Below are 13,457 nucleotides of genomic sequence, written 5' to 3' on the forward strand. Positions count from 1 at the left end.
AGTGGGGTCATGAAGTTTCAGGTGCTCTCGATCGTCCACCACTCCCCGCACCCCCTCACCGGCGAACTGCTGTCCGCCGCCGACCGGTTGGAGCAGGTCGTCACCCTCGGCGAGACCGCGGAACACCTCGGCTTCGACGCGTACGCGGTCGGCGAACGGCACGCGGGCGCGTTCCTCTCCTCCTCCCCGACCGTGCTGCTTGCCGCGCTGGCCGCCCGCACCCGCCGGATCAGGCTGCTCACCGGTGTCACGGTGGTCGCGATCCTCGACCCCGTCCGGGTCGCCGAGGACTACGCGACGCTCGACCAGCTCTCCCGGGGCCGGCTCGAACTCGTCGTCGGCAAGGGCGCGGAGGCCGGTCACTTCGACCTCTTCGGCCTGGACGAGGAACGGCAGTGGGACCTCCAGAAGGAGAAGTACGAGCTCCTTCGCCGGCTCTGGACGGAGGAAGGCGTCGACTGGGAGGGCGAGTTCCGGCCGCCGCTGAAGAACGTGACCACGATCCCGAGGCCGTACGCCGGTCCGCCCCGGATCTGGCACGGCTCGGCCACCAGCCTCCACTCCCCCGAGCTCGCGGCGAGGCACGGCGATCCGCTCTTCACCGCCAACGCGATCCAGCCGCGCGAGGCGTACGCGCGACTCATCGCCCACTACCGCGAGAAGTTCGAGGAGTACGGGCACGATCCGGCCCACGCGCGCGTGGCGGCCGGTTCCGGCGGGCTGCTCATCGCCGACACCTCCGAGCGGGCGGTCGCCCGGTACAAGGAGCTGTACGAGGCGAAGGTGCGGCAGAGCTTCAAGCCGCACCTGGAGGGCAAGGCCGGGTACAACACCCCGTTCCGCACGATCGAGGACGCCATCGCGGACGGACCCCAGCTGATCGGCTCGCCGCAGCAGATCATCGACAAGATCCTCGGCTGGCACGCGCACTACGGGCACGACCTGCAGTCCGTCACGGTCGACACCTTCGGCCAGTCGACGGCCGAGCAGACCGAGACGCTCCAGCGCTTCGCCGAGGAGATCGCGCCCGTGGTGCGGAGGGAGGCGCCGAGCACGCTCTGGGCGGAGTGACTCCGCCGTGTGCGGAGGCGAGTTCCTGGGTAGTCGATCAAGGCCGCACGGGTTTTCGGGGACGTCCCGGGGCTGCGGGCGGCCCGCCGGAAAGCCGTAAGGTGGGGCCGTACGACAGGAACTTCGAATAAGGAGGCGCTGGGTGATCGAGCTCGAGGGGGTACCCGAGCTGATCGACCCGGTCATGGTGGCCGCGTTCGAGGGCTGGAACGACGCCGGCGACGCCGCCTCCACCGCGGTCGCCCACCTGGACCGGGAATGGAAGGGCGAGGTCTTCGCTGCGCTCGACGCAGAGGACTACTACGACTTCCAGGTCAACCGGCCCACCGTCTTCCTGGACAACGGCGTCCGGAAGATCACCTGGCCGACGACCCGGCTCTCCGTGGTCCGGGTCGGCGGGGACAAGCCCCGCGACCTGGTTCTCGTGCGCGGGATCGAGCCCTCGATGCGCTGGCGCTCCTTCTGCAACGAGCTGCTCGCCTTCGCGCACGAGCTGGGCGTGGAGATGGTCGTGATCCTGGGCGCGCTGCTCGGGGACACCCCGCACACCCGGCCGGTCCCGGTCAGCGGGGTGACCTCGGATCCGGACCTGGCGCGGACGATGGATCTGGAGGAGACCCGGTACGAGGGCCCGACGGGCATCGTGGGCATCCTCCAGGAGGCGTGCACGCACGCGGGCGTGCCGGCGGTGAGCCTGTGGGCGGCGGTGCCGCACTACGTGTCGCAGCCGCCGAACCCCAAGGCGACGCTGGCGCTCCTCAACCGCCTGGAGGACCTGATCGGTCTGCGCATCCCGCTGGGCGAGCTGCCCGAGGACGCGCGGGCCTGGCAGGTGGGCGTGGACCAGCTGGCCGCCGAGGACAGCGAGGTCGCCGAGTACGTGCAGACCCTGGAGGAGGCGCGGGACACGGCGGAGCTGCCGGAGGCCTCGGGCGAGGCGATCGCCCGCGAGTTCGAGCGGTATCTGCGGCGGCGCGAGCCGGGGACGGGCCCGGGGGTCGCGACCGAGGGCGGCGAGTTCCTGAGGGACCCGGGGAGCGGCCGGACGCGCCCGCCGAAGCCGGAGCAGCCGGGCCCGGAGTCGGTGCCGGGGACGGAGCCGCCGTCCGACTCCGCCGAAGGCGACACGGAGGGCGACGACGGCGACGAGGGCGAGTCCCAGGAGTAGCCGGTACGGGAGGGGTGGCGCGGCCGCCCCTCCCGTACGGCGTTTCAGACCCGGGGTACGGACACCACGTCGTAGTCCGCCACCGCCGGGTCCGGGTCCAGACCGAAGCGGGCGTTGGGCAGGTAGATCCGGTCGCCCCAGACGGCCGCGGTGGTCGGGACGCGGAACCGCTCGGGGTCGGTGATCCGGGCGATCGCGGTGCCGCGCGTCCCGGCCGCGTCGAGCCGGACCACGTCGATCTGGTTGATCGCCTGCTGGACGATGTACAGATCGCGGCCGAGGAGCAGCAGCCCGTCCCCGTACGGGATCTCCAGGCCACCGAGGTCGAGTGCCCGGGCGGTGCCGGTGCGCGGGTCGACCCGCAGGAGCGAGCCGCCGTCCTGGAAGACGTTCACCACGAGCAGCGCCCGCCCGTCGGGGGTCCGCTCGATGCCGTTGGCGGTGAAGTCGGGGCCCTGCGTCCAGTCGCCGCCGAGCGGGAGGACCGTCAGCTCGTCCGCGGGCTCGCCGGTGCGGTCGAGGGCGAGCCGGTAGAGCTGCGGCTGGAAGGAGTCCGTGAACCAGGCCGCGCCGGGCGTCAGGATCACGTCGTTGACCATGGTGGTGTCCGCGCCGAGCCCGGTGAAGTGGCGCAGCAGGGCGCCGGAGCGGGCGTCGACGACGCGGATCTCCCGGCTCCAGCCGCCGGCGAGGAAGAGCCGCCGCTCGGCGCGGTCGATCTTGAGCCCGACGGTGCTGCGGCCGGCGCCGAGCCCCGGGTGGATGATCCGGCCCTCGCCGGTGGCCAGGGAGGCCCGGTACACGGCGCCGTCGGCGAGCGAGCCGAAGTAGGCGTACGGGCTGTGCCCGATCGCGACGCCCTCGGGCTGGAAGCCCCTCGGGAGGGGTAACCCGGTGGGCCAGGTCCCGCCGGGTCCGGCCGCGTGCGCCGTGCCCTCGGTGAGGGGAGCGGTGAGAGCCGCCGCGCCGAGGGCGGCGACGGCTCCCAGGAATCCTCTGCGTGCGAGGTGTTGCTGCACTGAGTGCCCTTTCGTACAACCGGTCGATGGACACCCTCACCCCATCACAACAGGAGGCTCCGACAAGGCGGTTGACCGAATCCTGGACCGCCGGGGGGCGTCAGGCGCAGCCGAACCTGGCCGCCGCCCAGTCGCCGTGGTCGCCGCTCTTCGACCCGTTGGTGTCCGTGATCTTCAGTCGGACGTGCCGGGCGCCGGTCACGTCGACGTTCACGGGCAGGGTCGCGGAGGCCCCGGTGAGCCGGGGCGAGGTCCACAGGACCCGGCCGTCGGCCTCGACGGAGAAGGCCACGTCCCCGTAGCCGTTGATCTCGTCGTCGATGCCGACGTCGGCGGTGAAGGTGGTGCAGCGGCCGCCGAGGTAGACCTCGATGTCGGAGTCGGCGTGGGCGCCGACGCCCTTCGCGTAGGTCTGCCCGGCCAGGGTGAGGGTGTGGCCGTCGGCGGTGCCGGACTCGCCGTTGGAGCGGTCGCGTTCGGGCGGTCCCCAGCCGTTGGTCGCGCGCAGCCACACGAGGTCGCTCGCCCAGGCGTCGGCGGTCGGCGGCGGGGGCATCACGCCGACCGCGAACCGCTGGACGGCCGTGCGGTCGGTGCCCGCGGCGCGGTGGCGGGCGGTCGCGGTGAGGGTGGCCTCGCCGGGCTTCGCGTCCGCCGCCGGGGTGACGGCGACCTCGACCCGGCGGGTGGTGCCGGCCGGGACGCGGGCGATCGGGGCGGCCGGGGTGACCTGCCAGCCCGCCGGGGCGTCCAGGGAGACCCGTACGTCGGTGGCGTCCCGGGTGCCTGCGGTGACGTCCACGGCGACGGTGCCGGGCGTGCCGGCGCCGAGCTCCTGCCCGGTGGGGGCGGCGAGGGCGGCGGAGGCGCCGGGGACGGCCCCGCCGACGGCGCTGGTCTCGGTCAGCCGCAGCTCGAAGGCGCGGTCGGTGGACAGGGCGGCGGTCTTGACCCGGACCACTCCCCCGCGCTCGTCGCGGTCGTACCACCAGCCCCGGTCGGCCGCGTCGAAGGCGGCGCGGGAGGTGAGGGCGGGCAGCGGGCGCCCGTCGAGCTTCACGGCGTCGGGGGCGTCGCCGGTGTGGACGGTGAAGGCGTACGGCCGGGCGGCGGGCTTCCCGGTGTACGTTCCGGCGCTGGCGCCGACGCGGACGGTGACGTCGCCGGGGCCGGCCTCCGGTGCGCCGACGTCGGCGCGCTGGGTGGCGTACCTGCCGGTGCGGTGCTCGCGGGTGACGCCGTCGTCCTCGTACAGCTCGAAGGAGGAGCTGCCCTTCGGGTAGACGTCCCAGGCGATCGGGTCGCCGGGGGCGCGGTCCTGGTAGGAGCGGACGGAGCCGGGCCACATGGGGACGGCCGCCCCGGCGCGTACGAAGAGGGGCAGGGTGTCGAGCGGAGCACTGTAGTGGTCGAGGGTGAGCGGGCCCTGGTAGACGCGCCCGCTCCAGTAGTCGATCCAGGTGCCCTTGGGCAGATAGATACCGTCGCGCTCCACCGCGTCCCGGTAGACGGGCGCGACGAGGAAGTCCTCGCCGCTGAGGAACTCGTACGTCGCGGCCTCGGTCGCGGCCTTCGGGTCGTCCGGGTATTCCAGGGCGAGCGGCCGGGCGAGGCCGACGCCGGTCTTCGTGGCCCGGTAGGCGTGGCTGTAGATGTACGGGAGCAGGGCCTCGTGGAGCTTGAGCGAGGCGCGGTTGACGGACGTGTACGGCTCCCCGTACCGGAAGGGCTGCTTGTCGTTGGCCGCCCAGCCGTCCATGGTCATGGTGACGGGCAGGAACATCTTCCACTGGAGGTCGCGGGTGTAGGTCTTGGCGCTGCCGCCGAAGATGCCGTCGACGTCACCGGTGGTGTAGGCGAGTCCGGACATGGACGCGCCCGCGTAGGTGGGGATCTGCCAGCGGATGTACTCCCAGCTGCCGGACTGGTCGCCGGACCACTGGACGCCGCAGCGCTGGGCGCCGGACCAGCTCTCGGGGGCCCAGGTGAAGCCGCGGGCGTCGCTGTTGGCCTCGATGCCGGCGTGGGCGTCCTTGCAGCCGTCGAGGGCGAACTTGTAGCCGTCGCCGACCCAGGCGACGTCGAGTTTGGCGACCCGCTGGCCGGCCTTGACCTGGTCGGCGAGCTTGTCGATGCCGTCTTCGGTCCACAGGCCGAGCTTCATGTTCCGCGTCCCGAGGCCTGCGGTGGTCTCGGCGAGGTTCTCGTAGCCGCAGCCGTAGCCGTCGTTGACGAGCATCCAGCCGTTGGGCATGTCGTGCGCGACGTAGCCGTCGGCGACCTTCAGGGCGTCGAGGGTGTGGCGTTCGCCGCGGTTGGCGTTGTGCAGGTAGCAGTCGGAGTCGCCGATCTCCAGGCCGTACACGGGCGGCATGAAGGGCTTGCCGGTGAGCCGGGTGTACTCGCCGATGACGTCCTTGAGGGCGTCCTTCCCGTCGCCGGCGAAGTAGTAGGCGTCGAAGCGCTGTTCGCGGGCGGTGGTGGTGACGGGCTCGCCGAACACGTACGTGTTGGGGGCGTAGGTGTTGCGGTAGACGCCGTAGCCGGCGGAGGAGAGGTAGAAGGGGACGGAGTTGGGGTGGCCGCCGTCGTTCCAGTTGTAGTCGACGCCGACCTCGACGGTCTTGCCGCGGTGGGAGGTGTTGCCGCGGCCGTTCTGCATGCCTGCGCCGTAGAACTGCTCGCCGGCGCCGCGGGCGAGGGTCTGGACGGTGCGGTCCTGGTTCCAGGTGAGGCCCTGGGTCTCGGTCCAGAGCGGGGTGCCGTCGGCGCGTACGGCCGAGAAGCGCAGGGGTGACTTGGTGGCGCGCAGGGTCACCTTGTCGGTGGCGAGTTCGTACCGGTCGCCGAGGTCGCGCCAGCGGGTGGCCGGGGGCGGGCCCTGGGGCAGCGTGATGTCGCTGCCGGTGGGGTCGGTGAACTTGCCGTCGGGGGCGAGTTCGATGCGGAAGGTGTCGGCGGTGACGAAGGAGACGCGGGCCTCCGTGTGGCCGGCGGTCAGCCGGTAGGCGGCCCCGTCGGCGGCGAAGCCCGTGACGTCGCCGACGGTGGTGTCGGACGGCTCGGCCGTGGCGGTGGCACCGGGTCCCGCGAGGGTGGCGACGAACCCGAGGAGTGCACCGGCGACTGCTGCTCTCATGCGCATTGATGATTGCATGGGGCTTCTTTAGCGCAGATTCGAGCATCGCGACAGGACAAAAAGGAACCGCCCCCGGACTTCGTCGGGAAGTCCAAGGGCGGTTGCACAAAAGGAAGTTGCTCCCCGGAGGGTGCTACAGGGCGACGCCCAGGAGGGCGTCGACCGCGCGCGAGACGAGTCCGGGGGCGGACTCGTCCGTGCCGCCCTCGGCCGTCTGGAGCGCGGCCCAGCGGTCGACCGCGGCGAGCGCGGTGGGCGTGTCCAGGTCGTCGGAGAGCGCCTCGCGGAGCTCCTCGACGAGCGCGTCGGCCGACGGGCCGTCGGGACGCGAGACGGCGGCGCGCCAGCGGCCGAGCCGCTCCACGGCCGTCTCCAGGACCTGGTCGGTCCACTCCCAGTCGTCGCGGTAGCGGTGCGAGAGCAGCGCGAGCCGGATCGCGGCCGGGTCGACGCCGTCGCGGCGGAGCCGGGAGACGAAGACCAGGTTGCCCTTGGACTTCGACATCTTCTCGCCGTGCAGGGCGACCATGCCGGCGTGGACGTACGCCTTGGCCATGGGGAACTCGCCCGTGAGTGCCTGGGCGTGGGAGGCGCCCATCTCGTGGTGCGGGAAGATCAGGTCGGAGCCGCCGCCCTGCACGTCGAAGCCCATGCCGAGGTGGTCCAGGGCGATGGCGACGCACTCGATGTGCCAGCCGGGGCGGCCGGGGCCGAGGCTGCCGCCGTCCCAGCTCGGCTCGCCCTCGCGGGCGGCCATCCAGAGCATCGGGTCGAGCGGGTTCTTCTTGCCCGGGCGGTCCGGGTCTCCGCCGCGCTCGGCGGAGAGGTGGCGCATCAGCTCGGTGTCGTAGTGCGACACCTCGCCGAAGTGCGGGTCGGCCTCGACGGAGAAGTAGATGTCGCCGTCCAGCTCGTAGGCGGCGCCGGAGTCACGCAGCCGCTCGACGAGCGGGATGATGCCCGGTATGGCCTCGACCGCGCCGATGTAGTGCTGCGGGGGCAGCATCCGCAGGGCGGTCATGTCCTCGCGGAACAGGGCGGTCTCGCGCTCGGCGAGGCCGACCCAGTCGATGCCGTCGCGGATCGCGCGCTCCAGGAGCGGGTCGTCCACGTCCGTCACGTTCTGGACGTAGTGCACCTGCCGCTTGGTGTCGAGCCACACGCGCTGAACGAGGTCGAACGCGTTGTAGGTCGCCGCGTGACCCATGTGGGTCGCGTCGTACGGCGTGATGCCGCAGACGTAGATACGGGCGACGGGGCCGGGGGCGAGGGTCACTCGTCCACCGGTCGCGGTGTCGTGGATCCGGAGGTCGCGGCCCTTGCCGGGAAGGGCGGGGACCTCAGAAGCGGGCCAGGCATGCATGACCCGAGCGTAACCGGACAGGTGTTCCGGATACGAACCGGATCCGGGATCTTGACCGATTAGGCGCTCTTGCGGGTCGGAGGCGTGCGTGCATACCCCCGAGGGGTCCAGGCCCCGCCGGGACTGTGGCCGAAACCGTTCGGTCACGGGTGTGACCGGGACGATCGCCGATGTGACCGGGATCTCAGACGGGTGGCCAGGGGATCGCGGGCCACCGGCCCGAGGGTTCCGGGTGACGGCCCGTGGTGCGGAGCGCCTCCACGCGGGCGCGTACGGCCTCGACCTCGGCTCCGGTCAGGAGTTCCGCCAGTCGGGTGGCGAGCGGCTCTCCCGGCGCCAGGGACCGGCCGAGCGCGTCGAGCACGCCGGCCGCGTCGGCGGGCAGCTCCTCGCCCGCCCAGCCCCACAGCAGGGTGCGCAGCTTGTCCTCGACGTGGAAGGTCACCCCGTGGTCGATGCCGTAGAGCCGCCCGCCCGGGGCCGGCAGCAGATGGCCGCCCTTGCGGTCGCCGTTGTTGATGACGGCGTCCAGCACGGCGAGCCGGCGCAGCTCCGGGGTGTCCGCGTGGACGAGGAGCGCGGTGCGCTCCTCGTCGATCTGCGCGGGCCCCACGGCCTTCCAGCCCTCGCCCGCCTCCTCGTCCTCGGTGAGCGCCAGGAGCCGCGCCCCGGGGTCGGCCTCGATCCACAGCTGGACCATGCCCTCCCCGTACGGACCGTCGCGGAGCACGGTCGGCGGGACCAGGCCCCAGCCGGTGGCCTCGGAGATCTCGTACGCGGCGACCTCGCGCTGGGCCAGGGTGCCGTCGGGGAAGTCCCACAGGGGCTGCTCCCCCGCGACCGGCTTGTAGACGCAGGCGGCTTCCCGGCCCTCGTGGGCGACGGAGCAGTACAGCACGGCGTTGGACGCCTCGCGGATCTGTCCGCGCACGGTCAGCTCACCGCGCGCGAGCAGCTCCGTGTCGCGCGGGCTCTCGGGGCTGCTCATGCTCCGCGGCGGTATCCGTTCTGGCGCGGGCAGACGTGCCCCTCGGGGTCGAGCGGCAGGCTGCACAGCGGGCACGGCGGCCGGCCGGCGTTGACGACGTCCAGGGCGCGCTTGGCGAAGGCCCGGGCCTGGGCGCCGCTGAGGCGGACCCGGAGCATCGGCGGGCCGTTCTCCTCGTCCTGGAGCAGCCGCTCCTCGGCCTCGGCGAGGTCCTCCTCGGAATCCGCGTCGAGCTCGACGAGTGCCTGCGCCTCGACGATCATGCGCTGCTCCTCGCCGTCCCAGGCGAGGGCCATGGTGCCGACCCTGAACTCCTCCTCGACGGGCACGTCGAGGGGGGCGGTGTCCGCGATCTCCGCGGGGGCGACGGCGGGCACGGGCGCGTTGCCCCCGGTGCGGCGGACGACCTCGTCGAGGAGTTCGTCCATGCGCTCGGCGAGGGCCGCGACCTGGGTCTTCTCCAGGGCGACGCTGGTGACCCGGCCGGCGGCGGACGCCTGGAGGAAGAAGGTACGGCGGCCAGGCAGCCCGACCGTGCCGGCCACGAAACGCTCCGGTGGGTCGTAGAGGAACACCTGACGGGACACGTTTCCCGGCTCCCTTGAGTCTCGACAGTCGTACTACAGCGGCGCGTCCACCCTACTGCGCGAGCGGATCACGGTGCGCCCGCACCGCCACCCACCTCCGCGGCCCCGCTGCCGCCGGGGTGCTCGCGGGGCGCGAAGCCGGCGAAGTCCCCGGTGTCGCCGAGGCGGAGGAGGAAGGGACGCAGGCGCGTGTAGCGGATCGCGGTGACCGAGCAGGGGTCGGCGTGGATGCGCTGGAAGAGGTCGAGGTGGAGCCCGAGGGCGTCGGCGACGATCGCCTTCACGATGTCCCCGTGGGAGCACATGAGGTACGTGGCGTCCTCGCCGTGCTCGGCCTCGATCCGGGCGTTCCAGTCGCGGACGGCCTCGACGGCGCGGTTCTGCATGGCGCGCATCGACTCGCCGCCGGGGAAGGCGGCGGCGGAGGCGTGCGCCTGGACGATCTCCATCAGCGGCTCGTCGTTGAGCTCCGCGAGCTTGCGGCCCGACCAGTCGCCGTAGTCGCACTCGCTGATCCGGTCCTCGACGTGCAGCGGGAGGCCGGGGCGGGCGTCGAGGAGGGGCCGCAGGGTCTCGCGGCAGCGCTGGAGCGGGCTGGTGACGGCCGCGGCGAGCGGCACGTCCGCGAGGCGCCCGGGCAGTGCGGCGGCCTGCGCGGCCCCGCGCTCGTCGAGCGCGATCCCGGGCATGCGCCCGGCGAGGACCCCGGAGGTGTTGGCGGTGGAACGTCCGTGCCGGACGAGGATCAGCGTGGCCATGCGGGCCAGCCTAGGCGGTGCGGGCACGGAGAGGGCGGGCGCGCGGGCATCGTGCCCGCCGGGTCCGGGTACGGCGCGCGCGTGCCGGTGTCCGCCGCCCCCGTGTTCCGCACGCGCGTGCGTGGTGGGGGCGTTCCGGGGCAGAATGCGCCGGGTGATCGTGGACTCAGCCATCTACCGGGACGGGCACCGTACGGACGGACCCGCCGACCTCTCCGACGCCCTGGCGGAGGCGCGGGCGACGGGGGACGCGTTCCTGTGGGTGGGGCTGCACGAGCCCTCGGAGGCGGAGTTCGACCATGTCACGTCGGAGTTCGCGCTGCACCCGCTGGCCGTCGAGGACGCCTTGAAGGCCCATCAGCGGCCCAAGCTGGAGGTCTACGACGACTCGCTCTTCGTGGTGCTCAAGCCGGTCGTGTACGAGCCGGAGAGCGACCGGGTGTCCTCGGGCGAGCTGATGCTGTTCATGGGCGACTCGTTCGTCGTGACCGTCCGGCACGGCGAGGGCGCGCCGCTCGCGGAGGTCCGCCGGCGCCTGGAGGCCGACCCGGAGGTCCTGAAGCACGGGCCGACGTCGGTGCTGTACGCGGTGAGCGACGCGATCGTGGACCACTACCTCGACGTGGCGGCCGAGCTCCAGGTCGACCTGGAGGAGCTGGAGGCGGACGTCTTCGCGCCCAGCGGCGGCAATCCGTCCAACACCGCGGAGCGGATCTACACGGCGAAGCGGCAGGTCCTGGAGTTCCGGCGGGCAAGCGGCCCGCTGGCCGGGCCGATGGCCCGGCTGACGTCCGGGTCCCTCCCGTTCGTCAGCGAGCGCTCGCAGCCGTTCTTCCGTGACGTCAACGACCATCTGCTGCGCTCCAACGAACAGGTGGAGGGCCTCGACCGGCTGCTGTCCGACATGCTGTCGGCGCATCTCGCGCAGATGGGCGTCCGGCAGAACGACGACATGCGGAAGATCTCGGCCTGGGCGGCCATGGCCGCGGTCCCCACGATGGTCGCGGGGATCTACGGGATGAACTTCGAGCACATGCCGGAGCTGCGGTGGGTCGGCTCGTACCCGGCGGTCATCGTCCTGATGGCGGGCATCGTCGTCACGCTGTACCGGGTGTTCAAGCGGCGCGGCTGGCTGTGAGCCGAGGTCTCAGAAGGCGGGCGCGGGGGTAGCGGGGCCGCCGAGGGCGTTCAGCCGCTCGGGCATCCGCAGGTCGACCATCCGGTGCCAGCCGGCGGCCCGCTCGTACACGTACACGGCGTGGATCCCGGCGGCGAGGACGGTCGCCTTGGGCTTCGGCCACTTCAGGATGCGGCCCATGTGGCGCATCACGGCGAGGCTGACGTCGCGGTAGACCCGGATCTCGGCGAGGGCGGACTCGCGCAGGGTCCGCTGGATGAGCCTGCCGTGGCCCTGGCCGGCGAGCCGGAGCAGTTCCTCGTGGCAGTAGGCGAGGTGGTTGTCCTCGTCGTTGCAGATCATCCGGATCGCCTTGCCGAGCTCCGGATCGTCGCCGAAGTACCTCACGAGCAGCTGCATCTGGTCGGCGGCGCGCTCCTCGGTGACCCGGCTGTGGGCGAGGTAGACGACCACGTCCTCCTCGGTCAGCGGCCGGTCGGCGCGGAGCTTCTCGTGCGCGAGGCCGATGCCGCGCTGTTCGAGCAGCATCGTGTAGTCGGTGTCGGGCGGCACGGGGACGGGTTCGAGGCCGCGCTTCCTCATCAACGCGTTGAAGATCCGGCCGTGCTTGTCCTCGTCGGCGCCGTGCCGGGCGATCTTGGGCGCGAGGGCGCGCATGCCGGGTGCGACGAGGGCCGCGATCCGGGCGTTCTCCCAGCCGCCCTGGGACTCGCCGCTCGCGGCGATGGAACAGAAGAGCCGGAAGGACTCGTCGTTGTCGATGATTTCCTGGAACAGGCCTTTGGCCGTGAGCATCGCCGCCACCTCCGTACGCCCCCAGGAGAACGAGTCAAATGCGGTCCGGAACATCGGGCAACAGGAGGGCACGGAGGGTCGGCCGAAAGAGTGAGACCCCGGGGCGTAACCGGGGGCCCGCCGGCGCGTTGTGCTGCGTGACGGCCGTGGCGGGGAAGACCCCCGAGCCCCCACCACGGCCGCGGGTCTCTTCTCTGACGGCGCTCTCGCACCGCTCGGCCCCTGGGGGCCTCGCGGGCTTCGACCGCCCGCGCCGGACTCCGTCCGCCGGGTCTGGCGCCACGCCCGGAGTGTTACGCCAGGCCCGCGTGCTCCATCGCCTCGACGCCCGCCCGCAGCGCCGCGAGGCGCTCGTCCAGGGTGAAGCCGGCCGGGGCGAGGGTGAGGGTGGTGACCCCCGCCTCCGCGTAGGCCGTCATCCGCTCGGCGATCCGCTCGACGGAGCCGAGCAGCGTCGTCTGGTCGATCAGGGAGTGGGGGACGGCGGCCGCGGCCCCGGCCTTGTCGCCCGCCAGGTACTTGTCCTGGATCTCGGCGGCCTCCTTCTCGTACCCCATGCGCTGCGCGAGCTGGTTGTAGAAGTTCTGCTTCCGGCTGCCCATGCCGCCGACGTACAGCGCGGTGTACGGGCGGAACACGTCGGCGAGCGCGGTCACGTCGTCGCCTAGGGCGAGCGGCAGGGTGGGGCAGACGTCGAAGCCGTCCAGCGTCAGGCCGGCCTTCTCGCGGCCCGCGCGCAGATGCCGCAGCGCGGTCTCCTCCAGGTGCTCGGCGGAGGGGAAGATCAGCAGGGCGCCGTCGGCGATCTCGCCGGTCTGCTCCAGGTTCTTCGGCCCGATCGCGGCGATGTACAGCGGGATGTGCTCGCGCTGCGGGTGGACGGTGAGCTTGATGGGCTTGCCGGGGCCGCCGGGGAGCGGCAGCGTCCAGTGCTCGCCGTCGTAGCTGAGCCGCTCGCGGGTCATGGCCTTGCGGACGATCTCGACGTACTCGCGGGTCCGGGCGAGCGGCTTGTCGAACTTCACGCCGTACCAGCCCTCGGAGACCTGCGGTCCGGAGACGCCGAGGCCGAGGCGGAAGCGGCCGCCGGTGAGCGAGTCGAGGGTGGCCGCCGTCATCGCCGTCATGGCGGGCTGGCGGGCCGGGATCTGCATGATCGCGGAGCCGACGTCGATCCGCTCCGTCTTCGCCGCCACCCAGGCGAGGACGGTGGGGGCGTCGGAGCCGTAGGCCTCGGCGGCCCAGCAGACGTCGTAGCCGAGGCGGTCCGCCTCCTGGGCGACGGCGAGATTGTCGCCGTCCATGCCGGCGCCCCAGTAGCCGAGGTTGATGCCGAGCCGCATTCCACGCACCCCTTACCCATCGGTAACGTCTCTGTGGGCGGGACTCTAGCGCGCGTGCGAGCCATCCGTCAGGACGTGGTTGTCCACA

At 72.5% G+C, this 13,457-nt stretch carries 11 protein-coding genes; 3 read left to right on the forward strand and 8 right to left on the reverse strand.

Translation table 11 applies throughout. The features are described 5' to 3' along the window. Nucleotides 1-9: 9 nt before the first annotated feature. The gene (locus tag ACZ7HT_RS24205; protein ID WP_471169428.1) at nucleotides 10-1,071 is read left to right on the forward strand and encodes an LLM class flavin-dependent oxidoreductase; all 1,062 of its coding nucleotides are present in this window, start codon (nucleotides 10-12) and stop codon (nucleotides 1,069-1,071) included. A 142-nt stretch (nucleotides 1,072-1,213) separates the two neighbouring features. Beyond that, a complete protein-coding gene (locus ACZ7HT_RS24210; protein WP_471169431.1) occupies nucleotides 1,214-2,239 on the forward strand; it encodes a PAC2 family protein in 1,026 nt (341 codons plus the stop codon). Nucleotides 2,240-2,283: 44 nt separating this feature from the next. Here ACZ7HT_RS24210 and ACZ7HT_RS24215 read toward each other — a convergent pair whose 3' ends face one another. The 6 genes from ACZ7HT_RS24215 to ACZ7HT_RS24240 all read right to left on the reverse strand — a co-directional run bounded on the left by ACZ7HT_RS24215 (nucleotide 2,284) and on the right by ACZ7HT_RS24240 (nucleotide 10,093). Further along, nucleotides 2,284-3,258 carry an SMP-30/gluconolactonase/LRE family protein gene (locus tag ACZ7HT_RS24215; RefSeq protein ID WP_471169434.1) on the reverse strand — a complete coding sequence of 325 codons (975 nt, stop codon included), beginning with the start codon at nucleotides 3,256-3,258 and terminating at the stop codon, nucleotides 2,284-2,286. 100 nt (nucleotides 3,259-3,358) lie between these two features. Next, on the reverse strand, nucleotides 3,359-6,415 hold the full coding sequence (locus ACZ7HT_RS24220; RefSeq protein ID WP_471169437.1) for an NPCBM/NEW2 domain-containing protein: 3,057 nt from the start codon (nucleotides 6,413-6,415) through the stop codon (nucleotides 3,359-3,361). A 115-nt stretch (nucleotides 6,416-6,530) separates the two neighbouring features. Then, nucleotides 6,531-7,760: a cysteine--1-D-myo-inosityl 2-amino-2-deoxy-alpha-D-glucopyranoside ligase gene (mshC, locus tag ACZ7HT_RS24225; protein ID WP_471169440.1), complete on the reverse strand. Its 1,230-nt coding sequence runs from the start codon at nucleotides 7,758-7,760 to the stop codon at nucleotides 6,531-6,533. 184 nt (nucleotides 7,761-7,944) lie between these two features. Next, the gene (locus ACZ7HT_RS24230) at nucleotides 7,945-8,781 is read right to left on the reverse strand and encodes an SCO1664 family protein (RefSeq protein WP_471169840.1); all 837 of its coding nucleotides are present in this window, start codon (nucleotides 8,779-8,781) and stop codon (nucleotides 7,945-7,947) included. After that, nucleotides 8,745-9,335 carry a DUF3090 domain-containing protein gene (locus ACZ7HT_RS24235; RefSeq protein WP_453514921.1) on the reverse strand — a complete coding sequence of 197 codons (591 nt, stop codon included), beginning with the start codon at nucleotides 9,333-9,335 and terminating at the stop codon, nucleotides 8,745-8,747. Before ACZ7HT_RS24235 ends, ACZ7HT_RS24230 begins: the two co-directional genes overlap by 37 nt. Nucleotides 9,336-9,403: 68 nt before the next feature. Beyond that, nucleotides 9,404-10,093, reverse strand: coding sequence for a histidine phosphatase family protein (locus tag ACZ7HT_RS24240; protein WP_471169445.1), 690 nt, complete (start codon nucleotides 10,091-10,093; stop codon nucleotides 9,404-9,406). Nucleotides 10,094-10,238: 145 nt separating this feature from the next. Between ACZ7HT_RS24240 and ACZ7HT_RS24245 the strand changes: the two genes are divergently transcribed. Beyond that, on the forward strand, nucleotides 10,239-11,231 hold the full coding sequence (locus ACZ7HT_RS24245; protein ID WP_471169448.1) for a magnesium and cobalt transport protein CorA: 993 nt from the start codon (nucleotides 10,239-10,241) through the stop codon (nucleotides 11,229-11,231). Nucleotides 11,232-11,240: 9 nt separating this feature from the next. Here ACZ7HT_RS24245 and ACZ7HT_RS24250 read toward each other — a convergent pair whose 3' ends face one another. Both ACZ7HT_RS24250 and ACZ7HT_RS24255 read right to left on the reverse strand, forming a co-directional pair. Next, the gene (locus ACZ7HT_RS24250; RefSeq protein ID WP_471169451.1) at nucleotides 11,241-12,026 is read right to left on the reverse strand and encodes a ferritin-like domain-containing protein; all 786 of its coding nucleotides are present in this window, start codon (nucleotides 12,024-12,026) and stop codon (nucleotides 11,241-11,243) included. A 293-nt stretch (nucleotides 12,027-12,319) separates the two neighbouring features. After that, nucleotides 12,320-13,369 carry an LLM class F420-dependent oxidoreductase gene (locus ACZ7HT_RS24255; RefSeq protein WP_471169454.1) on the reverse strand — a complete coding sequence of 350 codons (1,050 nt, stop codon included), beginning with the start codon at nucleotides 13,367-13,369 and terminating at the stop codon, nucleotides 12,320-12,322. Nucleotides 13,370-13,457: the final 88 nt, after the last annotated feature.

The sequence above is a fragment of the Streptomyces sp. NPDC037410 genome, from assembly GCF_055602235.1.

Coding starts and splice junctions, on each gene's coding strand:
- ACZ7HT_RS24250 (WP_471169451.1), bottom strand. CDS start 12,026: ATGCTCACGGCCAAAGGCCTGTTCCAGGAAATCATCGACAACGACGAG.
- mshC (WP_471169440.1), bottom strand. CDS start 7,760: ATGCATGCCTGGCCCGCTTCTGAGGTCCCCGCCCTTCCCGGCAAGGGC.
- ACZ7HT_RS24240 (WP_471169445.1), bottom strand. CDS start 10,093: ATGGCCACGCTGATCCTCGTCCGGCACGGACGTTCCACCGCCAACACC.
- ACZ7HT_RS24220 (WP_471169437.1), bottom strand. CDS start 6,415: ATGCAATCATCAATGCGCATGAGAGCAGCAGTCGCCGGTGCACTCCTC.
- ACZ7HT_RS24245 (WP_471169448.1), top strand. CDS start 10,239: ATGCGCCGGGTGATCGTGGACTCAGCCATCTACCGGGACGGGCACCGT.
- ACZ7HT_RS24205 (WP_471169428.1), top strand. CDS start 10: ATGAAGTTTCAGGTGCTCTCGATCGTCCACCACTCCCCGCACCCCCTC.
- ACZ7HT_RS24255 (WP_471169454.1), bottom strand. CDS start 13,369: ATGCGGCTCGGCATCAACCTCGGCTACTGGGGCGCCGGCATGGACGGC.